We start from the raw sequence: 22,378 nt of genomic DNA on the forward strand, positions 1-22,378 counted from the left end.
GCCTGCGCGGGGCGCGCCGCCCATCAGCGCTTGTCTTCGACCTTCCACTTGCCGCCATCGAAGAAGGCGCGCCAGCCGGTGGGCTTGCCGTCCACCTCGGATTGCACGTACTGCTCCTTGGTCTTGCGGCTGAAGCGGATCACCGCCGGGCGACCGTCCGGGTCCTTCTGCGGCGCGGCCAGCAGGAAGTGGTACTTCGGATCCAGCTCATCCTTGTGCGGCACCAGCTCGCTCACCAGGGGCGCGCGGGTCTCGCGGTTCTTCGGGAACTGACTGGCGGCCAGGAACAGGCCGGAAGCGCCATCGCGCAGCACGTAGACGTCATCGACCTTCTCGCACTTGAGCTCCGGCATGCGGATGGCGTCCATCTTCGGCGGTGCCGGCTCGCCGTTCTTCAGCAGCTTGCGGGTGTTCTTGCAGGTCGGGTTGGTGCAGCCGAAGAACTTGCCGAAACGGCCGGTCTTGAGCTGCATCTGGCTACCGCACTTGTCGCACTCCAGGCTCGGGCCTTCGTAGCCCTTGATGCGGTACTGGCCTTCCTCGATCTCGTAGCCCGGGCAGTCCGGGTTGTTGCCGCAGATATGCAGCTTGTGCTTCTCGTCCAGCAGGTAGGCGTCCATCGCCGTGCTGCAGATCGGGCAGCGGTGCTTGCCGCGCAGCACGCGGGATTCGGACTCGCCTTCATCGTCCGCGGCGATCTCGTCGCCGGGGATGAGGTTGACGGTCGCCTTGCAGCGTTCCTTCGGCGGCAGGCTGTAGCCCGAGCAGCCGAGGAACACGCCGGTGGAAGCGGTGCGGATCATCATCGGCCGGCCGCACTCGCGGCACGGGATGTTGGTCAGGGTCGGCTGGTTGGCGCGCATGCCCTTGTCGCTGACCTCGGCCACTTCGAGCTTCTTCTTGAAGTCGCCGTAGAACTCGTCGAGCAGGTGTTTCCAGTCGCGCTCGCCCTGGGCCACGTCATCGAGGTGCTCTTCCATGCCGGCGGTGAAGCCGTAGTCCATCAGGTTGGAGAAGCTCTCGTTGAGGCGGTCGGTGACGATGTCGCCCATCTTCTCGGCGTAGAAGCGCCGGTTGTGGGTGGCAACGTAGCCGCGCTCCTGGATGGTCGAGATGATCGCCGCGTAGGTCGACGGGCGACCGATGCCGCGTTTTTCCAGTTCCTTGACCAGGCTGGCTTCGGAGAAGCGCGCCGGCGGCTTGGTGAAGTGCTGGCTCGGGTCGAGCTTGAGCAGCTTCATCGCCTCGCCCTGGGCCATGTTCGGCAGCACGTCGTCCTCGCCCGGCTTGCTCTGCTGCGGCAGCACCTTGGTGTAGCCGTCGAACTTGAGGATGCGGCCCTTGGCGCGCAGCTCGAAGTCACCGGCGGCGACGCTGACGGTGGTCGACAGATATTCGGCCGGCGGCATCTGGCAGGCGACGAACTGGCGCCAGATCAGGTCGTACAGGCGCTCGGCGTCGCGCTCCATGCCCGACAGCTGGGTCGGACGCAGGTTGACGTCGGACGGACGGATGGCTTCGTGAGCCTCCTGCGCGCCTTCCTTGCTGGAATAGAAGTTCGGCTTGGCCGGCAGGTATTTCCCGCCGAACTCGCTGTCGATGAAGCCGCGCACCATTTCGATGGCGTCGGCCGACAGGTTGGTCGAGTCGGTACGCATATAGGTGATGTAGCCGGCCTCGTAGAGACGCTGGGCCATCATCATGGTCTTCTTCACGCCGAAGCCCAGGCGGTTGCTCGCGGCCTGCTGCAGGGTCGAGGTGATGAAGGGCGCCGAGGGCCGGCTGGAAGTCGGCTTGTCCTCGCGCTTGGCGACGCTGTAGCTGGAGGCCTTGAGCTTCTCCAGGGCGGCCATGGCCTGGGCTTCGTTGAGCGGCTTGAAGGCTTCGCCCTTCTCGCGCACCACCTCGAAGCGGGCCTTGTCGCCGCGCGGGTTGTTCAGGTCGGCGTGGATTTCCCAGTATTCCTCGGGCACGAAGGCGCGGATCTCGCGCTCGCGCTCCACCACCAGCTTCACCGCCACCGACTGTACGCGGCCGGCGGACAGGCCGCGGGCGATCTTCGACCACAGCAGCGGCGAGACCATGTAGCCCACCACGCGATCGAGGAAGCGGCGCGCCTGCTGGGCGTTGACGCGGTTGATGTCCAGCTCGCCGGGCTGCGAGAAGGCCTCCTGGATGGCCTTCTTGGTGATTTCGTTGAACACCACGCGCTTGTAGCGGCTGTCGTCGCCGCCGATGGCCTCGCGCAGGTGCCAGGCAATGGCCTCCCCTTCGCGGTCCAAGTCGGTTGCGAGATAGATGGTGTCGGCGTCCTTGGCCAGGCGGCGCAATTCCTCGATCACCTTCTCCTTGCCGGGAAGGATCTCGTACTTGGCCTTCCAGCCGTGCTCAGGGTCCACGCCCATGCGGGTGAACAGCTGGCGCTTGGCCTTTTCCTTCGGCGACAGCGCAGGCACCTCGGCGGCGGTCTTGCGCGCCTTGGCGGCAGCCGGCTCCTTCGCGCTGGACGAACCGCTGGTGGGCAGGTCGCGAATGTGGCCGATGCTCGACTTCACCACGTACTGGTTGCCCAGGTACTTGTTGATGGTCTTGGCCTTGGCCGGTGATTCCACGATGACCAGCGATTTACCCATGGATCGGAAGATTCCTGCTTCGAGAAGGTGAATATAAGGAGGGAGGCGCCCGGAACGGCACCGCTATATATAGTGGCGGTCCGTCCAAGGTCAAGTTCAGGATTCGCCGAACCCGACCTGGGTCAATTGCAGCGGATCGCTTTCCGGGCTTACCAGAGCAAAGCGCGGAACCTGCTCGCCGTCCACTTCGACGGCCTCGGTGAACATGCTCAGCGGGCGTACCCAGAGGCCGAATTCGCCGTACAGGGCCTGGTAGACCACCAGGGTCTCCTCGGTTTCCGAGTGCCGCGCCACGCCCAGCACACGGTACTGCTGGCCCTTGTAGTGACGGTAGAGGCCGGTCTGCAATGCCATTTCTGCGCTCCTCGGCGAAAAAAGCCGCGATTCTCCAGACACCGGGCGCCGGGGGCAATCCCCCATCCCCCGAAAAAAGAAAGCCGGGGCACAGGGCCCCGGCTCGTTCGTCGGCGAAAGCTTAGAATCAGTTCACGATCTCGCGAGCTAGAGCAGAACAAGGCAAAAACAGGCGAGGAAGCGCAGTTTAGTCAACTAAATGAGCATTACTCGCCTGTTTTTAACGCAGTTATGCCGACGCGCAGCAGATCGTGGGCAGGTTCTTAGATGCGTTCGAAGACGGTGGTGATGCCCTGGCCGAGACCCACGCACATGGTGGACACGCCCAGGGTACCGCCGTTCTGCTTCATCACGTTCAGCAGGGTGCCGGAGATACGCGCACCGGAGCAGCCGAACGGGTGACCCAGGGCGATGGCGCCGCCGTGCAGGTTGACCTTCTCTTCCATCTTGTCGAGCAGCTTGAGGTCCTTCAGCACCGGCAGGGCCTGGGCGGCGAAGGCTTCGTTGAGCTCGACGTAATCGATGTCAGCGATGGTCAGGCCGGCGCGCTTGAGCGCCTTGTTGGTCGACGGAACCGGGCCGTAGCCCATGATCGCCGGATCGACACCGGCAACCGCCATGGCACGCACCACGGCCATCGGCTGGATGCCCAGGTCCTTGGCGCGCTGGGCGCTCATGACGATCATGCAGGAAGCGCCGTCGGTGATCTGCGAGGAAGTCCCCGCGGTCACGGTGCCGCCTTTCGGGTTGAACGCCGGCTTCAGCGCGGCCAGGCTTTCTAGGGTGGTTTCCGGACGAATGGTCTCGTCGAAGTCGAAGACCTTCAGGAAGCCGTTCTCGTCATACCCTTCCATCGGGATGATTTCGTCCTTGAACTTGCCTTCCTGGGTGGCCTTCCACGCCAGCTGGTGCGAACGCACGCCGAACTTGTCCTGGGCCTCGCGGGTGATGCCGTGCATCTTGCCCAGCATCTCGGCGGTCAGGCCCATCATGCCGGACGCCTTGGCGGCGTACAGCGACAGGTGCGGGTTCGGGTCGACGCCGTGCATCATGCCGACGTGGCCCATGTGCTCGACGCCGCCGACGACGAAGACGTCGCCGTTACCGGTCTGGATCGCCTGCACGGCGGTGTGCAGGGCGCTCATCGACGAGCCGCACAGGCGGCTGACGGTCTGGCCGGCGCTGGTGTGCGGGATCTGGGTCATCAGCGAAGCCATGCGCGCGATGTTCCAGCCCTGCTCCAGGGTCTGGTTCACGCAACCCCAGATGACGTCCTCGACTTCCGCCGGGTCGATCTGCGCGTTGCGCTCCAGCACTTTGCTGATCAGGTGCGCGGACATGGTCTCGGCGCGGGTGTTACGGTGCATGCCGCCCTTGGAACGACCCATCGGGGTGCGGCCGAAGTCGACAATGACTGCATCTCTCGGATTCAGGCTCATAAATTCACTCTCGCTCTATTCGTTCGCACTCAACCGAAGAACTTCTGGCCGTTCTTGGCCATTTCACGCAGCTTCGCGGTCGGGTGGTACAGCGGGCCCAGGTCGGCGTACTTGTCGGCCAGGGCGACGAATTCGGCCACGCCGATGGAGTCGATGTAGCGCAGCGCGCCACCACGGAAGGGCGGGAAGCCGATGCCGTAGATCAGGCCCATGTCGGCCTCGGCGGCGGTCTCGACGATGCCGTCTTCCAGGCAACGCACGGTCTCCAGGCACAGCGGGATCATCATGTAGTTGATGATGTCCTCGTCGCTCAGCTCGCGCTGCTCGCTGACAATGGATTTCAGCAGCTCATAAGCCTGCGGATCGGAGACTTTCTTCGGCTTGCCGCGCTTGTCGGTCTCGTAGGCGTAGAAGCCCTTGCCGTTCTTCTGGCCCAGGCGGTTGGCTTCGTACATGACGTCGACGGCGGTCTTGCCTTCGACGGCCATGCGGTCCGGGAAGCCTTCGGCCATCACGTCGCGGCCATGGTGGCCGGTGTCGATGCCGACCACGTCGGACAGGTAGGCCGGGCCCATGGGCCAGCCGAACTTCTCCATGACCTTGTCGATGCGCGCGAAGTCGACACCGAAGCCCAGCAGCTTGGAGAAGCCGCCGAAGTACGGGAAGAGCACGCGGTTGACCAGGAAGCCGGGGCAGTCATTCACCACGATGGGGTTCTTGCCCATCTTCTTGGCGTAGGCCACGGTGGTGGCGACGGCCACGTCACCGGACTTCTCGCCACGGATGACTTCGACCAGGGGCATCATGTGCACCGGGTTGAAGAAGTGCATGCCGACGAAGTTTTCCGGACGCTTCAGGGCCTTGGCCAGCAGACTGATGGAGATGGTCGAGGTGTTGGAAGCGAGGATCGCGTCTTCCTTCACCACGCCTTCCACCTCGGCCAGCACGATCTGCTTGACCTTGGGGTTCTCGACCACGGCTTCGACGACGATGTCGACGTTGCCGAAATCGCCGTAGGACATGGTCGGGCGAATGGCGTTCAGCGCCTCGGCCATCTTGGCCGGGGTCAGACGGCCTTTCTCGACGCGCTTGCCGAGCAGCTTGGAGGCTTCGGCCAGGCCCATCTGGATACCGTCTTCACGGATATCCTTCATCAGGATCGGGGTGCCCTTGACCGCCGACTGGTAGGCGATGCCGCCGCCCATGATACCGGCGCCGAGTACGGCGGCCAGTTTCACGTCCTTGGCGACTTCGTCGTACTGCTTGGCTTTCTTCTTCAGTTCCTGGTCGTTCAGGAACAGGCCGATCAGGCTTTGCGCGACCGAGGTCTTGGCCAGCTTGACGAAGCCCTGGGCCTCGATTTCCAGCGCCTTGTCACGACCGAAGTTGGCGGCTTTCTGGATCGACTTGATGGCTTCGACCGGCGCCGGGTAGTTCGGGCCGGCCTGGCCGGCGACAAAGCCCTTGGTGGTCTCGAAGGCCATCATCTGCTCGATGGCGTTGAGCTTGAGCTTTTCCAGCTTGGGCTGGCGGCGGGCCTTGTGGTCCAGCTCGCCGGAGATGGCGCGCTTGACCAGGTCGAGGGCGGCGGCCTGCAGTTGCTCGGGGGCGACCACGGCGTCGACGGCGCCGACTTTCAGGGCGTCCTCGGCACGGTTTTCCTTGCCCGAGGCGATCCACTCGACGGCGTTGTCCACGCCGATCAGGCGCGGCAGACGCACGGTACCGCCGAAGCCAGGGTAGATGCCCAGCTTGACTTCCGGCAGGCCGATCTTGGCGGTGGCGCTCATCACGCGGAAGTCCGCGGACAGGCACATTTCCAGGCCGCCACCCAGGGCGATGCCGTTGATCGCGGCGACGGTCGGGACTTCCAGGTCTTCGAAGGCGCTGAAGATCTTGTTGGCTTCGAGGTTGCCGGCCAGCAGTTCTTCGTCGGACATTTTGAAGTTGTCGACAAATTCGGTGATGTCGGCGCCGACGATGAATACGCCCTTGCCGCTGGTCACGATCACGCCCTTGACGGACGCATCGGCCTTGATCGCATCGACTGCTTCACGCAGTTCGTTCAGGGTGAGCCGGTTGAACTTGTTGACGGACTCGCCCTTGAGGTCGAAATTCAGGTCGACGATGCCACTCTCAAGAGCCTTAACCGTGATGGCTTTACCTTGGTAAATCATCAACTGATCTCCACGCTAGGGAAGCTTGAACTCACGCATCGGACGCCGTGTATCGGGACCGCTCGCAGTCGCGGAGCATAGTCCCAAAGCCTGCGGCACACCCGCCGATGCGATGGTCGGGGCCATTGTTCGAACGTTCTTGCATGACAAACGCTCGATTCATACGCCTGTTTGATTCGGGTGTGCACACCTTCTTCGAAAAGCCTGCACTTGTCAATCGCGAAGAACGCCCGCGAAAGCCTCTGTATCGCGCATTCAGCGGGGTTCTCGGGCACCATTCAGGAAACCCATCGCCCCGCCGCCGGACCTTGGAACGGTCGTACAGACAGTGGCTGGAAAATCCGACGAGCGCGGGGTAGAGTCCGGCGAGCCGCTCGCGGATCGAGCGCCGCAAAGAACAACAAAAAGAAGCCCAACGGCCCCAAGGAGACGCGCCCATGCCATGCCGCCCGCTGGCCCGCCTGTTGTCCCTGCTCGTGCTGTCCGCCCTGCCCCTGCTGGCTCGCGCCGAGCCCGCCGGCGACCTGCTGGCGCTGCATCAGATGCGCCTGGCCGCCCAGCGCAGCCTCAGCGACCTGTTCCTGCTCAACGCGATGGAAGGCGACCCGCGCTACGCCGGCCTGGTCAGCAGCTCCACGGCCGAAGCCGACGCCGCGCTGGCGCGCCTGGGCTCGATGCCCGGCGGCGCCTCCACCCAGCTCAAGGGCAAGTTGCAGGAACAGTGGGCCGCCTACCGCCAGGCCCTGGAGCAGCAACTGCAGGCGCAGAAGCAGAACGGCTACAACGACTTCCAGCCCCTGGGCGACCTGGCCAGCCGCAACAGCCAGTTGCTGGACACCGCCGAGCAGCTCTATGACGGTATCCAGAAGGACAGCGGGCAAATCGTGCCTCCGCTCACCCAGCAGAGCCGCGAGCAGAGCCTGCTGATGCAGTCGATCACCTGGAATTACGTATCACGCAACGCCTCGGTCGGCGCGAACCCGGTGCGCAGCGAAGACCAGCAGCCCCTCGACGACCTGACCAACCGCTTCACCATCAACCTGCTGCAGCTGCAGCAGGCGCCGCAGACCAGCCCGGAGATCGGCCGCGAGCTGCGGGCCATCGCCACCAAGTGGCGGTTCATCGAGAAGTCCCTGCAGGGCGCCGCGCAGAGCAACGTGCCCTTCCTCATCGACAAGTACTCCGACGGCATCATCGCCGACCTGGAGCAGGTCTCCGGGTCCTACGCCGCGGCGCAGCTCTGAATGCGGCCAGCCGGCCGGCGCTCAGGCGCGCCGCGCGAGGAAATCGGCGACCCGCTGCAGGTTGTCGCTGCCGCCGCGCTCGCCCCAGTACAGCGCAATGAACTGCGCGGACGCCTCGACCATGTACACGTCCGCCGGCAGCGTCGCCAGGTCGGCGAGCAGTTCGGCGTCCGCGCAGGGCTCGCGCCAGCGGTCCAGCCACACGCCCGCCTCGCTCTGCCAGTAGCGCCAGTCGTCCTTGCGTCCGCGACTGCGGCCGCGGTGGTACTGCGCACAGCTCTGCGGCGGCTGCCGCTGCAGCCAGTGCGGCCACTCCTGGCGCGCCATCTGCATGGCCAGGCCCAGGCGCCGCGCCTGCAGGCGCAGGTCCATCTGCCCGCGCTGCCCGCGCGAAGGCATCAGCCAGGCCAGCGGGCTGAGCACCAGCGCCAGGAGCAGTATCGTCCACCAGACTGTCATATTCAGGTATACCCCGGCCCGAAGGGCCATACTTGTCTTCATAACTGTCCCCCGGAGGAGACGCTCATGCCCTACCAACACATCCTGGTCGCCGTGGACCTCACCGACGAATGCGATCCGGTGATGAAGCGCGCCGTGGCGCTGGCCGCCAGCGCCCAGGCGCGGCTCTCCACCGTGCATGTGGTCGAGCCCATGGCCATGGCCTTCGGTGGCGACGTGCCGATGGACCTGTCGATGCTGCAGCAACAGCAGTTCGACCAGGCCAAGGAGCGCATGCACCAGTTCACCCTCAGCTACCCGCAGGTTTCCATCGCCCAGAGCCACCTGGTCTATGGCCAGCCACGCCAGGAGATCCACCGCCTGGCCAAGGAACAGGGCTGCGACCTGATCATCGTCGGCAGCCATGGCCGCCACGGCCTGGCCCTGTTGCTCGGCTCGACCGCCAACGATGTGCTGCACGGTGCGCCCTGCGACGTGCTGGCCGTGCGCCTGCAGAAAACCGAGTGAAAAACCGGCCGCGCCCACCACGGGCGCGGCCGCTCAGAATACCTCGCCGCCGCTCATCAGCGCCGGGCGGACCTTCTGCAGCTGCGCCTCCAGCGAATAGCTCATGCTCGAGGACATCGAGAAGAAGCTGAGGAAGGCCTTGAGGTTGGAGTCGCCCACGCAGGTCTCGTGGATGCGCTGCCAGAACGCCTGGTTGACCAGCTGCAGTTGCTGGTACAGACGCACCAGCCCCTTCAGCTCCCAGTCGGCGTGGCGCCCCTCGCGATAGTTGAAATACTGGCGCATCAGGTACAGCGACACCGCGCGGGTAATGAATTCCTGGTTGCTGGCGAACGGCAGGTGCTGCTGCGCCATCGGCTTGAGTCGCCCCAGCAGCGGGCAGGCGCTGGTCGCCATGATCACCCCGAGCAGCGCCCGCAGGCCCTCCTCCAGGCCGACCTGCTTGCGGTACTCGCGCTCCGGCGTGCGCACCAGCACATCCACCTTTTTCACCGCCGGCAGGCCGCGGAAATCCTCGATCACCCGGTGCAGGTCGACCGCCGCCGGGCAGTTGCGGTACTGCTCGCGGGACAGCGGACAGTTGCTGCACTGGTTGTGCTCCAGGCGCGTCCAGGGCGGCGCGGCGGCGGCCTGCTCGCGGTCGAAGCTGCGCTCCAGCTCGATGCGATAGCTGAAGGCGTGTTCGTCATCCAGATTGATGCGGTACTCGATTGCCATGGACCATCCCCAACTCACCGATTACCGCCGCAGCGGCAGCTTCCCGGGGCCTCGCCCGCCGGGTCGGGTCACTCTTCCAGTTCGGCCCAGCGCTCGATCAGCCGGTCCAGTTCCGCCTGCAGGCTCTCCAGGCGCTCCAGCACCGCGCGGGTTTCCTCCGCCGGGCGCTGGTAGAAGCTGGGTGCCGCCATTTCTTCCTGCACGCCGGTCAGTTGCGTCTCCAGGGCCTCGATCTCCCCGGGAATCGCTTCCAGCTCGCGCTGCAGCTTGTAGCTGAGCTTCTTCTTCGGCGCTTCGGCCACGGCAACCGGCGCCGCAGCGACCGGGGCGGCTTCGGGGGCGGCCTTGGCGGCCTTCTCCTCGCCCACACCGAGCAGCCGCGGCGAACCGCCCTGGCGCAGCCAGTCGTTGTAGCCACCGACGAACTCGCGGACGCGGCCTTCGCCTTCGAACACCAGGGTGCTGGTCACCACGTTGTCGAGGAATTCCCGATCGTGGCTGACCATCAGCACGGTGCCGGGGAAGCTCAGCAGCACTTCTTCCAGCAGCTCCAGGGTTTCCACGTCGAGGTCGTTGGTCGGTTCGTCGAGCACCAGCAGGTTCGCCGGCTTGCTGAACAGCTTGGCCAGCAACAGGCGTGCCCGTTCACCGCCGGACAGCGCCTTGACCGGCGTGCGGGCGCGCTGCGGGGTGAACAGGAAGTCGCCCAGGTAGCTCAGCACGTGGCGGTTCTGGCCTTCGATGGTGATGAACTCGCGGCCTTCGGAAATGTTGTCGATAACGGTTTTTTCCGGCTCCAGCTGGTGACGCAACTGGTCGAAATAGGCCACTTCCAGGCGCGTACCTTCCTTGACGCTGCCGGAAGTCGGCTGCAGGTCGCCGAGCAGCAGCTTGAGCAGGGTGGTCTTGCCGGTGCCGTTGGCGCCGAGCAGGCCGATGCGGTCGCCGCGTTGCAGCACCAGGGAGAAATCGCGGATCAGCGCCTCGCCGCCGGGATGGGCGAAGCTGGCCTTCTCGACCACGATCACCTGCTTGCCGGACTTCTCCGCCGACTCCAGCTGGAAGCTGGCCTTGCCGGTGCGCTCGCGGCGCTCGGCGCGCTCGTTGCGCATCGCCTTGAGCGCGCGCACGCGACCTTCGTTACGGGTACGCCGGGCCTTGATGCCCTGGCGAATCCACACCTCTTCCTGGGCCAGGCGCTTGTCGAACAGCGCGTTGGCCGCCTCTTCGGCCGCCAGTTGCTGCTCCTTGTGCACCAGGAAGCTGGCGTAGTCGCCCTTCCAGTCGATCAGATGGCCGCGGTCGAGTTCGAGGATGCGGTTGGCCACGGCCTGCAGGAAGGCGCGGTCGTGGGTGATGAACAGCACCGCGCCGGGGAAGCCGGCCAGCGCCTCTTCCAGCCAGGCGATGGCGCCGATGTCCAGGTGGTTGGTCGGCTCGTCGAGCAGCAGCAGGTCGGGCTCGGCGACCAGCGCCTGGGCCAGCAGCACGCGGCGGCGCCAGCCACCGGAGAGCTCGGCCAGGGTCTTGTCGGCCGGCAGCTGCAGGCGCGTGAGGGTGGTTTCCACCAGTTGCTGCAGGCGCCAGCCGTCGCGGGCTTCCAGTTCCTGCTGGACGCGCGCCAGCTGGGTCAGGTCGTCCTCGGTCTCGATGTGCATGCTCAGGTGATGGAAGCGCGCCAGCAGCTCGCCGACGCCGGCCAGGCCTTCGGCCACCACGTCGTAGACGCTGCGCTCGTCGGCCACCGGCAGTTCCTGCGGCAGTTCGCCGATCTTCAGCGCCGGGGCGCGCCAGATCTCGCCGTCGTCGGGCATCTGCTCGCCCTTCACCAGCTTGAGCATGCTCGACTTGCCGGTGCCGTTGCGGCCGATGATGCAGACCCGCTCGCCCCTTTCGATCTGCCAGGACACCTTGTCCATCAGCGGCGTGGTGCCAAAAGCAAGGGACACATCGGTGAACTTCAGCAGGGTCATGGGGCATCTCCGGAAAACTGGGGCCGCAGTGTAAGGGAAAGTCGAAAAAAGTCAGAGCGTTGCGCGAGCCTGGCGCTGTCATCTTTTGTGCCCGACGGTAGTTCCGCGACGCTTCCGCCGCCGCCGCGCAACAAGCTAAGCTTGTGCCTATCGGCGCGGTCCAGACAGCGCCACGAATCACCAGCCCGGAAGACTCATGCGCGGTCGCCTCACTCTCCTGCTTTCCTACCTGTTCCTCTCCCTGACCAGCGCCCTCCCGGCGCAGGCCGCGTCGCTGACCCAGCAGCGGCAGATGTACGACGAAGCCAAGGCCGCCCTGGCGCGCAACGACAACGGCCCGTACCTGCGCTACCGCCAGGCGCTGGCGGATTATCCGCTGGAACCCTACCTGGGCTACGACGACCTGACCAACCGTCTGAAAAGCGCCAGCGACGCCGCGATCGAGGGCTTCCTCACCGAGCACGGCGACCTGCCGCAGATCAACTGGCTGAAGCTGCGCTGGCTGCGCCAGTTGGCCGACCGCGAGGACTGGAAGACCTTCCTCAACTATTACGACCCGAAGATGAACTTCACCGAGCTGGACTGCCTGTACGGCCAGTACCAGCTCAGCCATGGGCAGAAGACCGCCGGCTACGAGACCGCGCAGAAGCTGTGGCTGGTGGGCAAGTCGCAGCCCGACGCCTGCGACACCCTGTTCGGCCTCTGGCAGGCCGACGGCCAGCTCACCGAAGACATGGTCTGGAAGCGCCTGAAGCTGGCCGCCGAGAAAGGCAACTACGGACTGGCCAGCAACCTTTCGCTGCGCCTGCCGACCCTCGGCGGCCTCGGCGAGCTGATGGTCAAGGTGGCGCAGAACCCGGCCCAGCTCAGCCAGACCGGGCGCTTCGAGCTGCGCACCCACGCCATGGCCGACGTCGTCGGCCTGGGCCTGCGGCGCCTGGCCAAACAGGAGCCGGACCGCGCGCTGGACCTGCTCGACCACTATGAAAGCAGCCTGCCCTTCACCGCCGAGGAGAAGGTCAACATCGCCCGCCAGATCGGCCTCGGCCTGGCGCGTCGCAATGACGCCCGCGCCCTGCCGCTGATGACCCGCTACGACCCCGAGCTGCGCGACAACACCGTCACCGAATGGCGCCTGCGCCTGCTGATGCGCCTGGGCCGCTGGGAAGACGCCTACCAGTTGACCCGCCAGCTGCCCAAGGACCTCGCCGAGACCAACCGCTGGCGCTACTGGCAGGCGCGCACCCTGCAGCTGGCCCAGCCACAGAACCCGCAGGCCATGGCGCTGTACCGGCCGCTGGCGCGCGAGCGCGACTTCTACGGTTTCCTCGCCGCCGACCGGATCAACGCGCCCTACCAGTTGAACAACCGCCCGGTGAACATCAGCCCGCAGGTGATGCAGCGCGTGCGCAACGCCGCCAGCACCCGCCGCGCCCTGGAGTTCTACGCCCGCGGCGACGTCATCAGCGCGCGCCGCGAGTGGTACTACGCCGCCCGCGTGTTCAGCCACGACGAACTGCTGGCCCAGGCCAAGATGGCCTACGACATGCAGTGGTACTTCCCGGCCATCCGCGCCATCAGCCAGGCGCAGTACTGGGACGACCTCGACATCCGCTTCCCGGTGGCGCACCGCAACAGCCTGCTGCGCGAGGCGCGCAACCGCGACCTGCACCCCAGCTGGGTGTTCGCCATCACCCGCCAGGAAAGCGCCTTCATGGCCGACGCGCGTTCCGGCGTCGGCGCCACCGGGCTGATGCAGCTGATGCCGGCCACCGCCAAGGAAACCTCGAAGAAATTCGGCATTCCCCTGGCCGGGCCGCAGCAGCTGATCCTCCCGGACGTCAACATCCAGCTCGGCGCCGCCTACCTCAGCCAGGTGCAGGGCCAGTTCAACGGCAACCGCGTGCTCGCCACCGCCGCCTACAACGCCGGCCCCGGCCGCGTGCGCCAGTGGCTGAAGGACGCCCGCCACCTGTCGTTCGACGTCTGGGTGGAAAGCATCCCCTTCGACGAGACCCGCCAGTACGTGCAGAACGTACTGTCCTACGCAGTGATCTACGGGCAGAAGATCGGCGTGCCGCAACCGCTGGTGGACTGGCACGAGCGCTTCTTCGACGAGCTCTGAGCCGCGGCAAGCGCAGATTTCCGCCGGGCGCCTATGCTTGCAGGGGCGCCCGGGCATCTTGCTCCGGGTAGCGATTGCCGCTGCCTCGCGGGAGATGCGCCATGCGTCCACTCCATCACTGCACCGCCCTGACCTTCGCCGTGCTGGCCCTCGCCAGCCTCTCCCTGCACGCTGCCGACGCCGCTGCCCCGAGCGCCCCGGCGCCGGCGTCCGCCCCGAGCGAAGCCGCTCCGGCGGCCGCCGAACCAGCCGCCCCGGCGCCTGCCGAAGCCGTGTTCAGCGCCGAGCAGCTGGAGCAGATGCTCGCGCCCATCGCCCTCTACCCCGACTCGCTGCTAGCGCAGGTGCTGATGGCCGCGACCTACCCCGGGAACGTCGCCGATGCCGTGGCCTGGGCCAAGGCCCACCCCGACGCCAAGGGCGACGACGCCGTGCGCCAGGTGGCCGACCAGCCCTGGGACCCCAGCGTGCAGTCGCTGGTGGCCTTCCCGGCGGTGCTGAACCTGATGGGCCAGGACCCGGCCTGGGTGCAGCGCGTGGGCGACGCCTTCCTGGCCCAGCCCGACGCCGTGATGCAGAGCGTGCAAACGCTGCGCCAGCGCGCCAAGGCGGCCGGCAACCTGGAGTCCGGCCCGCAGCAGAAGGTGACGGTGCAGCAGGCCGCGCCCAGCCAAACCACGACCCAGGTAGCGGCGCCGGCGCAGACCATCGTCATCGAGCCGGCCGACCCGCAGGTAGTCTACGTGCCCAGCTACAACCCCACCGTGGTCTATGGCCAGTGGCCCGCGCCGGCCTATCCGCCGACCTACTACCCGCCGCCGCCGGAGTATCCGGTGGCCACCGGCCTGGCGACCGGGCTGGCGTTCGGCGTGGGCGTCGCCGCGGTCGCCTCGCTGTGGGGCGACTGCGACTGGGGCCACGGCGACGTCGATATCGACGTGAACCGCTACAACAACATCAACGTCAACCGGCGCATCGACGCCAGCCAGCGCACCTGGCAGCACAACCCGGCCTACCGCCAGGGCGTGCCCTATCGCGGCCAGGTCAACCAGCAGCGCTTCGACCGCCGCCTGGCCGGCGCCGACCAGCGCGTCGCCCTGCGCGGCCAGGACCCGCGCGCCGCCGAACGGGAGCGCGCGCGGCAGAGCCTGAGCAAACACGGCGTGGCGGCGCCGGCAGCGAACAACCGCCAGGCGCTCGAACGCGCGCAGAGCGCCAGCCGCGAGATGCGCCAGGAACCCAAGCTGCGCCAGGACAATAACCTGCGCCAGCGCGAGCAGGCCGGCAACCGCGCCCGCGAGCGCGCGCCAGACAACCTGAAAGCCCAGCGCCAGGCGCGCGAACGCTTCGCCGGCAACCAGGGGCCGCGCAACAACGCCTTCGCCGACGCCCGCAACCCGCGCCAGGCACGCGCCAGCAGCGAACGCGGGCAGCTCAGCCGGGCCAGCGCGCGCTCCGGCGGCGGCGGGCGCATGCAGGCCGCCGGTCGCCCGGTGCAACGCTCCGCCCCGGCGATATCGCGCGGCGGCCGGTCGAGACGCTGAGAGGAGATTCGCCATGACCCGTACCCCGCGTATCGCCCTGCTCTGCCTGCTGCTCGCCCCGCTGGCCCAGGCGCAGCAAGCCTTCAAGACCCCGGACGAGGCCGCCGCGGCCTTCGTCGCCGCGCTCGGCACCGAGCACGCCGACGCCCAGCGCCTCGCTACGCTGCTCGGCGACGACTGGCAGACTTACATCCCGGTGAAGAACATCGAGCGCAAGGACGTCGACGCCTTCCTCGACCTGTACAAGCAGAAGCACGCCATCCACGACGACGGCGACAAGCGCGCCCACCTGGTGGTCGGCAACGACGGCTGGACCCTGCCGCTGGTGCTGCGCCAGGACAAACAGGGCTGGGCGTTCGACGCCAAGGGCAGCGTCGAGGAGATTCGCGAGCGCCGCATCGGCCGCAACGAACTGGCCACCATCCAGGCCGTACAGGCCTACCACGACGCGCAGATGGACTACGCGTCGGTCGACCGCAACAACGATGGACTGCTCGAATACGCGCAGAAGTTCCAGAGCAGCGACGGCAAGTTCGACGGCCTGTACTGGGCCGAGCAGCCCGGCGTCGAGGAAAGCCCGCTCGGCCCGCTGTTCGGCGACGCCAAGCCGGGCGGCGAATGGCACGGCTACCACTACCGCATCCTCACCGCCCAGGGCCCGTCGGCGCCCGGTGGCGCCTACGACTACCGGATCGGCGGGCACATGACCCGCGGCTTCGCCGTGGTCGCCTGGCCGGCGCGCTACGGCGACAGCGGGGTGATGTCGTTCATGATCAGCCACGACGGCGAGGTGTTCGAGAAGGACCTGGGGCCGGACAGCGCCAAGCTGGCCCTGGCCATGAAGGCCTTCGACCCGGACAGCAGCTGGACCGAGGTGAAGGACCCTGCCGACCAGTGAGACGTGTCGGAGTACAACCGCGAACGGTTGTACGCCCTACGCCAGACTTGAACTTTGGGTAGGGCGTATAACGCTCCGCGTTATACGCCGCTGGACCAGGATCGCAGCGCAGAAGTCGTGTTACTCGAGGACTTCCACCGGCATGCCCAGGCGCAGTTCGCCACGGTTGAGCGCCACCAGGTTCTGCCCGAACAGCGCCTCGCCGTCCACCTGGCGGTACTTCAGCAGGGTCGCCAGGGGTTCACGTTCGGCGTTGCGTTCGCCAGTCTCCGGGTCGATGGTGGTGAGGATGCAGCGCCCGCAGGGCTTGGCCACGCGGAACTCCACGTCACCGATGCGGATGCGTTTCCAGCCGTCCTCGGCGTAGGGCTCGGCGCCCAGCACCACCAGGTTGGGGCGGAAACGCAGCATCTCCAGCGGCTGGCCGACGCGCGCCGACAGATCGTCGAGGGAGCCCTGGCCGATCAGCAGCAGCGGGAAGCCGTCGGCGAAATGCACTTTCTCACCCGGCGCGGCGTAGGCGGTATCGACCTGGCGCGCGCGCTGCTCGGGGATCGCCACCAGGCGGCAGTCACGGCCGAGGAAGCGGCTCAGCCAGTCGGCCGCGAGGTCGCCGGCGTCGGGCACCTGGAGGATGTCGCGCCAGATGGTCACGCCGCGCAGTGCCTCGTCGACGCCCGGCACCGCCACCAGCAGATCGTCCATGTCCGGCGCGCGCAGGCGCAGGGCGCGACCGTCGTCCTGCCAGCGGGCCTCGATGCGGCCCATCTGCGGCAACAGGCGCTGGGTGAGGAAACGCCCGTTGCTCGCCTCCACCACCATCCAGCGGCGGTCGCCCTCCAGCCCCAGCGCGTCCAGGCGGACCGACTCGAGGGCTTCGTAGCGGGTGGATTTCACCGGATAACGGTAGAGCTCGCTGAGGGTGAGCATGGGGGCGGCTTCCTTGTTGCGGGGCAAAGAAGCCGTTATACGGCGCGAATCGACGCCGAGCAATCGGCGCAGCACCGTCGCGCAGCCCGTAGGGCGCATAACGCCTACAGCGTTATCCGCCGCTCTATTGGGACGCTGGCGTCGCGGCCGACGGCGGATAACCGCGAACGGTTATTCGCCCTACGCGCGGTCGCGGTTCAGGCCGGAAGCTTCTCCAGGCGCCGGCGCACGACTTCCACCAACTGGTCCGGCTGGAACTTGGAAAGGAAATCGTCGCAGCCGACCTTGCGCACCATCGCCTCGTTGAAGCTGCCCGACAGCGAGGTGTGCAACACCACGTAGAGGTCGCGCAGGCGCGGGTCGTTGCGGATCTCGGTGGTCAGCCGGTAGCCGTCCATTTCCGGCATCTCGGCGTCGGTGAAGACCATCAGCAGCTTCTCGTCGAGGTCCTCGCCGGCGTTGGCCCAGGCCTGCAGCTGGCGCAGCGCGCGCAGGCCGTCGGTGGCCACGTGGAGCTTCAGGCCGAGCTGGCCCAGGGTGTCGCGCAACTGGGTCACGGCGACGCTGGAGTCGTCCACCACCAGCACCTCGCGGCCGCTGGTCTGGCTCAGCAGGTCGCCGTCCAGGCGTTCGGCGGAGACGCGGGTGTTCATCGGCACGATCTCGGCCAGCACCTTCTCCACGTCGATGATTTCCACCAGGCGATCTTCGATCCGGGTGATCGCGGTGAGGTAGTGCTGGCGCCCGGCGCCGCTGGGCGGCGGCTGCACCGCCTCCCAGTTGAGGTTGAGGATGCGTTCCACGCCGCCGACCAGGAAGGCCTGCACCGAACGGTTGTACTCGGTGACGATGATGGTGTTGCGCTCTTCCGGGCGCAGCGGGCGCATGCCGATGGCGTGGGACAGGTCGATCACCGGCAGGGTCTGCCCGCGCAGGTTGATCACCCCGCAGATCATCGGGTGGCGCTGCGGGATCAGGGTCAGGCGCGGCAGCTGCAGCACTTCCTGGACCTTGAACACGTTGATGGCGAACTGCTGCCGGCCGGCCAGGCGGAACACCAGGATTTCCAGGCGGTTCTGGCCCACCAGTTGGGTGCGTTGATCGACGCTGTCGAGAATGCCGGCCATGCCTGCTCCTGAAGTCGGGTGAATAGCGTCAGGGCTATCGGCCGGGATTCCGTCGACAAGATACTGGCGCGGCGCCATCATGCCTCAGCTGACCGCAGCCGGCCAGCCCCGTCGGGCGGCGCGGCTATTCCGCTGGCGCCGCGCCCAGCAGCGGCGAATCCGCCGGCAGGTGCAGGCGCAGCGCCGCCGGACGCACCTCGAAGCGCACCCGGCTTGCCTCCAGCGGCTCGCCGTCGAGGTTGATCGCCAGCCCCTCGCCGGCTTCCAGCTCCACCCACGGCAAGCGCGCGCGCACCATCAACTCCTGGAGATCGCCGCCACTGCCGAGCAAGGTGCCGAGGGTCGCCAGCATGTCGCCGGGCGCCGGCAGGATGCCGATGTCGAGCAGGCCGTCGTCGGCCAGCGCCTGGGCGCACAGCGGGTGCCCGCCGCCGGCCTGGCGGCCGTTGCCGATGCCCAGGGCGAGGAATTCACCGCGCCAGTCGAAGCCGGGCCCGTGGAAATGCCCCTGGGCCGCGTGCACCTCGGAGAAGCGACTGAGCCCGGTGAGCAGGTAGGCGGCGCCGCCGAGCACCTTCTTCAGGTCTTCCGAGGTGTTGGCGGTGACCGTGGAGCCGAAGCCGCCGGTGGCCATGTTGAGGAACACCCGCCCCTGCACCTCGCCCAGATCGACGCTGCGCGCCGGCTGCTCCAGCAGCGCCAGCGCGGCGTCCGGCTGCAGCGGAACGCCGGCGGCGCGGGCGAAATCGTTGGCGGTGCCCAGCGGCAGCAGGGCCAGGCTCGCCGCGGCACCGCCGCGGTAGAGCGCCTCGGCCACAGCGCGCGCGGTGCCGTCACCGCCGCCGGCGATCAACGTCGGGTAGCCGGCGGCCAGCGCCTCGTCCACCAGGCGTTCGGCGTCGCCCTCCTCCCAGGTCACGCGCACGTCCAGGCGCCAGCCGGCGTCGCGGCGCGCCAGCACCGCCGCGCGCACCTCGTCGTTGGCCGCCTGCTTGCCGTGCAGGATGAGCAGCGCTTCGGGTTTCGCCATGTCCTTTCCCCCAGTCAGGTCCGTTCACTATGGACCATCGACGCCGGGGCGGAAGTTCAGGCGGGATAGCCGGTGATCTCGCGGATGCTCTGGTACAGCGGTTTCAGCTGGCGGTACATGCGCTGGTAGACCTCGCGATAGAGCCGCTCGTAGGTGCGCTGCGCCTCGGCGCGCGGCTGGAACACCTGGCCGACGCGGGTCATGCCGGCGATGGCGCTGGCGAAGTCCGGGTACAGCCCCAGGCCCACCGCGCAGTCGATGGCCGCGCCCAGGCCGGACGCCTCGTAGACGTGCGGGCGCTCCGCCGGCAGGCCGAAGATGTCGGCGGTCAGCTGCATGGCGGCGTCGCTCTGGGAGCCGCCGCCGGCCACGCGCAGGCGTTCAATGTGGGTGCCGGAGCGCTTCTCGATGCGCTCCTTACCCTGGCGCAGGGCGTAGGCCAGGCCTTCGAGGATGGCGCGGTACAGGTGCGCGCGGGTGTGCACGTCGCCGAAGCCGATCACCGCGCCCTTGGCTTCCAGCCCCGGTTCGCGGATACCCGGCGTCCAGTAGGGTTGCAGCATCAGGCCCATGGAACCGGGCGGCACCTGCTCGACCAGTTCGTCGAACAGCTTCTCCGGCTCCACGCCCAGCTCGGCGGCGCGCTGCATCTCGCGCAGGCCGAACTCGCGCTTGAACCAGCTGACCATCCAGAAGCCGCGGTAGATCATGACTTCGGTGTTGAAATGATCGGGGATCGCCGCCGGGTACGGCGGGATCAGCGGGATGGTTTCCAGGTAGCGCGAGCGGGTGGTGTTGATGGTCGCGGTGGTGCCGTAGGACAGGCACGCCACGCTCGGCTCGATGGCTCCGGCGCCGAGCACTTCGCAGGCCTTGTCGGCGCCCGCCGCGATCAGCGGCAGCCCTTCGGGGATGCCGGTGTGGCGGCTCGCCTCGGCGCTGATCTCACCGAGCTTCTCGCCAGGCTTGAACAGCTCCGGCAACTGCTCCTGACGGACCGTCACCGCCTGCCATTTCCAGTCGCGCGGGGCAGCCCATTTCAGGCGTTTGTAGTCGAACGGCAGGTAGGCCACGCTGCACGCCAGGGAGTCGACGAAGCGCCCGCAGAGACGCTGGGTGAGGAAGCCGGAAAGCAGCAGCACCTTGTGCGTGGCGGCGTGCAGCTCGGGCTGCCGCTGCGCCACCCAGTTCACCTCGGCCTGGCTGCGGAAGTAGTCCACCGCGCCCTCGGCGCCGGCCAGCTTGAACAGCCAGCCCCAGGGGCCCTTGATGCGCCCCTCGACCTCGGCGCGGCGCTGGTCCAGCCAGAGGATCGCCGGGCGCAGCGGCTTGCCCTGGGCGTCGACGTGGATGACGGTGCCGCGCTGGGTGGTCAGCGACACGCCACGGATCAGGCGGCGATCGACGCCGGTCTGCGCCCACAACAGCGCGCAGGCCTCGCCGAGCTTGGTCCAGTAGTATTCCGGGTCCTGCTCGGCCCAGCCGGGCTGGGTCGAATAGTAGGCCTCCAGCTCGACCTTGCCCTTGCCGACCAGGTTGCCGGCGAGGTCGAAGAGCAGCACACGCACGCTCTGGGTGCCGTTGTCGATGGCCAGCAGGTAGCTCTGTTCGCTCAAGGTGCGGTCCTTCTTGTTATTCGGTTTTGCCCGGCAGGCTGTAGCAACGTCGCCAGAGGTCCAGGTAGTCCTGTTCTTCGCGCGCCCAGCGTTGGTCGTCCCAGCCCAGGCGCGGCTGGCACAGTGCGCGGATCGCCGGCAGTTCGGCGGCGGCGCCGGCGGGTAGCAGCAGGCCCAGGCGGGTACGCCGGAGCAGCAGGTCGTCGAGGTGCAGCACCAGCTCGCCCTCGGCCGCCCAGGCCAGTTCGGCCCACAGGCAGTCGCTGTCGCCGACCCGCCCGCCGCCGACCGCCTCGATCAGCCTCGCCAGCTGCGGCAGGTTGCGGCCGTGGCGGCCGGCGAGGCGTCGGAGCGGTTGCGGCCCGAGGCCGGGCAGTTCGACGGCGGGCGGCTCGCCGAACACCGTGCCCGGCTCTTCCGCCACTTCGCGGCCGAGCATGGGCGCGCAGGTACGCAGCACCTCCAGCGCCAGCAGGCGAAAAGTGGTGAGCTTGCCGCCGGCGAGGGTCACGCAGCCAGGCTCGATCCACAGCGCGTGTTCGCGTTTTTCGTCCGAAGGCTTTTTCGACGGATGGCCCGAGCTGACCACCGGGCGCACGCCGGCCCAGGTCGAGCGGATATCCGCAGCGCCTATATGCGCGCCGGGAAACTGCTGTGCACAGGCGGCGAGCAGGTAGTCCACTTCCTCGGCGCTGATGCGTGCGTCCTGGTCGAGGCTTTCGCGGTGATCGAGGTCCGTGGTGCCGATCACGGTCGCGCCCTCCCAGGGGAAGACGAACACCGGACGCTTGTCCGCCGCGTGCATGAAGCTGAAGGCGTGCGCCACCGGCAAGCGCCAGGCCGGCAACAGCAGGTGGCTGCCGCGCAACGGGCGGATGTGCTCGTCGCCTTCCACGCGGCGCAACCGGTCGGCCCAGGCGCCGGTCGCGAGAGCCACGGCACGGGCGCGGAAATGCAAGCGGCCGGCACCTTCGCTGTCTTCGGCGAGCAGGCCAGTCACCTTTCCGCCTTCGCGCGACAGTTCCAGCACCCGCAGGCCGTTGAGCGCCTCGCCGCCGTCGGCGCGGGCCTCGTCGAGCACGCGCATGACCAGGCGCGCGTCGTCCACCACGGCATCGGCGAAGCGGGTGCCGCCGAGCAGGCCGTCTTCCTTCAGCCCCGGCGCCAGGTAGCGCAACTGCTGCAGCGGGTAATACAGGTGGTTGCGGCGCCCGGCCAGGGCGTCGTACAGCGCCAGCAGGCCGCCGAACACCTTCGGCCCGGGGAAGCCGCCGCGGTAGTGCGGCATGATGAAGCTCAGCGGTTCCACCAGCCCCGGCGCCTCGCCGAGCAGGCGTTGGCGCTCGCGCACCGAGTCGCGGGTCAGGCCGAGCTGGCCCTTGGCGATGTAGCGCAGCCCGCCGTGGACCATCTTCGACGAGCGGCTGGAAGTGCCCCAGGCGAAGTCGCGCTGCTCGACCAGCAGGCAGCGCCAGCCGCGCCGCGCGGCCTCACGAAGGATGCCGGCGCCGGTGATGCCGCCGCCGACCACGATCAGGTCCCAGTCGTGCGCCGCCAGCTCGGCCAGTGCCTCCCGGCGCCAGGTGGCGTTCCAGGCGCTCATGG

General features: G+C 67.7%; 17 protein-coding genes. 5 read left to right on the forward strand and 12 right to left on the reverse strand.

Going from position 1 to position 22,378, the window contains the following annotated elements; genetic code table 11:
- Positions 1-23: 23 nt before the first annotated feature.
- From topA to fadB, 4 genes are all read right to left on the reverse strand, one after another.
- Positions 24-2,633 carry a type I DNA topoisomerase gene (topA, locus tag P3W75_RS00140; RefSeq protein WP_276225340.1) on the reverse strand — a complete coding sequence of 870 codons (2,610 nt, stop codon included), beginning with the start codon at positions 2,631-2,633 and terminating at the stop codon, positions 24-26.
- Between the two features lie 96 nt (positions 2,634-2,729).
- The gene (locus P3W75_RS00145) at positions 2,730-2,987 is read right to left on the reverse strand and encodes a DUF1653 domain-containing protein (RefSeq protein WP_276225341.1); all 258 of its coding nucleotides are present in this window, start codon (positions 2,985-2,987) and stop codon (positions 2,730-2,732) included.
- Between the two features lie 263 nt (positions 2,988-3,250).
- Complete coding sequence (gene fadA / locus P3W75_RS00150) at positions 3,251-4,426, reverse strand: acetyl-CoA C-acyltransferase FadA (RefSeq protein ID WP_276225342.1); 1,176 nt, start codon at positions 4,424-4,426, stop codon at positions 3,251-3,253.
- Positions 4,427-4,455: 29 nt separating this feature from the next.
- A complete protein-coding gene (fadB, locus tag P3W75_RS00155; protein WP_276225343.1) occupies positions 4,456-6,603 on the reverse strand; it encodes a fatty acid oxidation complex subunit alpha FadB in 2,148 nt (715 codons plus the stop codon).
- Between the two features lie 437 nt (positions 6,604-7,040).
- On the opposite strand from fadB, the gene P3W75_RS00160 reads away from it, so the two are divergent.
- On the forward strand, positions 7,041-7,847 hold the full coding sequence (locus tag P3W75_RS00160; protein WP_276225344.1) for a hypothetical protein: 807 nt from the start codon (positions 7,041-7,043) through the stop codon (positions 7,845-7,847).
- A 21-nt stretch (positions 7,848-7,868) separates the two neighbouring features.
- Here P3W75_RS00160 and P3W75_RS00165 read toward each other — a convergent pair whose 3' ends face one another.
- Positions 7,869-8,306, reverse strand: coding sequence for a hypothetical protein (locus P3W75_RS00165; RefSeq protein WP_276225345.1), 438 nt, complete (start codon positions 8,304-8,306; stop codon positions 7,869-7,871).
- A gap of 66 nt (positions 8,307-8,372) precedes the next feature.
- Between P3W75_RS00165 and P3W75_RS00170 the strand changes: the two genes are divergently transcribed.
- Complete coding sequence (locus P3W75_RS00170; protein WP_276225346.1) at positions 8,373-8,813, forward strand: universal stress protein; 441 nt, start codon at positions 8,373-8,375, stop codon at positions 8,811-8,813.
- 33 nt (positions 8,814-8,846) lie between these two features.
- Here P3W75_RS00170 and P3W75_RS00175 read toward each other — a convergent pair whose 3' ends face one another.
- A complete protein-coding gene (locus P3W75_RS00175; RefSeq protein WP_276225347.1) occupies positions 8,847-9,530 on the reverse strand; it encodes a DUF6901 family protein in 684 nt (227 codons plus the stop codon).
- Positions 9,531-9,598: 68 nt separating this feature from the next.
- Positions 9,599-11,503, reverse strand: a complete 1,905-nt coding sequence (locus tag P3W75_RS00180; RefSeq protein ID WP_276225348.1) for an ATP-binding cassette domain-containing protein — start codon at positions 11,501-11,503, stop codon at positions 9,599-9,601.
- Between the two features lie 196 nt (positions 11,504-11,699).
- Here P3W75_RS00180 and P3W75_RS00185 point away from each other — a divergent pair, with 196 nt between their 5' ends.
- The 3 genes from P3W75_RS00185 to P3W75_RS00195 all read left to right on the forward strand — a co-directional run bounded on the left by P3W75_RS00185 (position 11,700) and on the right by P3W75_RS00195 (position 16,070).
- Positions 11,700-13,628: a transglycosylase SLT domain-containing protein gene (locus P3W75_RS00185; RefSeq protein WP_276225349.1), complete on the forward strand. Its 1,929-nt coding sequence runs from the start codon at positions 11,700-11,702 to the stop codon at positions 13,626-13,628.
- A gap of 101 nt (positions 13,629-13,729) precedes the next feature.
- On the forward strand, positions 13,730-15,172 hold the full coding sequence (locus P3W75_RS00190; RefSeq protein WP_276225350.1) for a DUF3300 domain-containing protein: 1,443 nt from the start codon (positions 13,730-13,732) through the stop codon (positions 15,170-15,172).
- 13 nt (positions 15,173-15,185) lie between these two features.
- Complete coding sequence (locus P3W75_RS00195; protein ID WP_276225351.1) at positions 15,186-16,070, forward strand: DUF2950 domain-containing protein; 885 nt, start codon at positions 15,186-15,188, stop codon at positions 16,068-16,070.
- A gap of 120 nt (positions 16,071-16,190) precedes the next feature.
- On the opposite strand, the gene P3W75_RS00200 is transcribed toward P3W75_RS00195, so the two are convergent.
- The 5 genes from P3W75_RS00200 to P3W75_RS00220 all read right to left on the reverse strand — a co-directional run bounded on the left by P3W75_RS00200 (position 16,191) and on the right by P3W75_RS00220 (position 22,376).
- Positions 16,191-17,000 carry an MOSC domain-containing protein gene (locus tag P3W75_RS00200; protein WP_276225352.1) on the reverse strand — a complete coding sequence of 270 codons (810 nt, stop codon included), beginning with the start codon at positions 16,998-17,000 and terminating at the stop codon, positions 16,191-16,193.
- 197 nt (positions 17,001-17,197) lie between these two features.
- The gene (locus P3W75_RS00205) at positions 17,198-18,127 is read right to left on the reverse strand and encodes a chemotaxis protein CheV (RefSeq protein WP_276225353.1); all 930 of its coding nucleotides are present in this window, start codon (positions 18,125-18,127) and stop codon (positions 17,198-17,200) included.
- Between the two features lie 124 nt (positions 18,128-18,251).
- Positions 18,252-19,157 carry a lipid kinase YegS gene (gene yegS / locus P3W75_RS00210; protein WP_276225354.1) on the reverse strand — a complete coding sequence of 302 codons (906 nt, stop codon included), beginning with the start codon at positions 19,155-19,157 and terminating at the stop codon, positions 18,252-18,254.
- A gap of 56 nt (positions 19,158-19,213) precedes the next feature.
- Complete coding sequence (locus P3W75_RS00215) at positions 19,214-20,773, reverse strand: FGGY-family carbohydrate kinase (RefSeq protein ID WP_276225355.1); 1,560 nt, start codon at positions 20,771-20,773, stop codon at positions 19,214-19,216.
- 16 nt (positions 20,774-20,789) lie between these two features.
- A complete protein-coding gene (locus tag P3W75_RS00220) occupies positions 20,790-22,376 on the reverse strand; it encodes a glycerol-3-phosphate dehydrogenase/oxidase (protein WP_276225356.1) in 1,587 nt (528 codons plus the stop codon).
- Positions 22,377-22,378: the final 2 nt, after the last annotated feature.

Origin of the sequence: Pseudomonas citronellolis, assembly GCF_029335315.1 — a bacterium.
Classification (GTDB): domain Bacteria; phylum Pseudomonadota; class Gammaproteobacteria; order Pseudomonadales; family Pseudomonadaceae; genus Pseudomonas; species Pseudomonas citronellolis_A.

Bases quoted from the DNA above. Each gene is read 5' to 3' on its own strand.
- topA (WP_276225340.1), bottom strand. From the start codon at position 2,633: ATGGGTAAATCGCTGGTCATCGTGGAATCACCGGCCAAGGCCAAGACC.
- P3W75_RS00145 (WP_276225341.1), bottom strand. From the start codon at position 2,987: ATGGCATTGCAGACCGGCCTCTACCGTCACTACAAGGGCCAGCAGTAC.
- fadA (WP_276225342.1), bottom strand. From the start codon at position 4,426: ATGAGCCTGAATCCGAGAGATGCAGTCATTGTCGACTTCGGCCGCACC.
- fadB (WP_276225343.1), bottom strand. From the start codon at position 6,603: ATGATTTACCAAGGTAAAGCCATCACGGTTAAGGCTCTTGAGAGTGGC.
- P3W75_RS00160 (WP_276225344.1), top strand. From the start codon at position 7,041: ATGCCATGCCGCCCGCTGGCCCGCCTGTTGTCCCTGCTCGTGCTGTCC.
- P3W75_RS00165 (WP_276225345.1), bottom strand. From the start codon at position 8,306: ATGACAGTCTGGTGGACGATACTGCTCCTGGCGCTGGTGCTCAGCCCG.
- P3W75_RS00170 (WP_276225346.1), top strand. From the start codon at position 8,373: ATGCCCTACCAACACATCCTGGTCGCCGTGGACCTCACCGACGAATGC.
- P3W75_RS00175 (WP_276225347.1), bottom strand. From the start codon at position 9,530: ATGGCAATCGAGTACCGCATCAATCTGGATGACGAACACGCCTTCAGC.
- P3W75_RS00180 (WP_276225348.1), bottom strand. From the start codon at position 11,503: ATGACCCTGCTGAAGTTCACCGATGTGTCCCTTGCTTTTGGCACCACG.
- P3W75_RS00185 (WP_276225349.1), top strand. From the start codon at position 11,700: ATGCGCGGTCGCCTCACTCTCCTGCTTTCCTACCTGTTCCTCTCCCTG.
- P3W75_RS00190 (WP_276225350.1), top strand. From the start codon at position 13,730: ATGCGTCCACTCCATCACTGCACCGCCCTGACCTTCGCCGTGCTGGCC.
- P3W75_RS00195 (WP_276225351.1), top strand. From the start codon at position 15,186: ATGACCCGTACCCCGCGTATCGCCCTGCTCTGCCTGCTGCTCGCCCCG.
- P3W75_RS00200 (WP_276225352.1), bottom strand. From the start codon at position 17,000: ATGCTCACCCTCAGCGAGCTCTACCGTTATCCGGTGAAATCCACCCGC.
- P3W75_RS00205 (WP_276225353.1), bottom strand. From the start codon at position 18,127: ATGGCCGGCATTCTCGACAGCGTCGATCAACGCACCCAACTGGTGGGC.
- yegS (WP_276225354.1), bottom strand. From the start codon at position 19,157: ATGGCGAAACCCGAAGCGCTGCTCATCCTGCACGGCAAGCAGGCGGCC.
- P3W75_RS00220 (WP_276225356.1), bottom strand. From the start codon at position 22,376: ATGAGCGCCTGGAACGCCACCTGGCGCCGGGAGGCACTGGCCGAGCTG.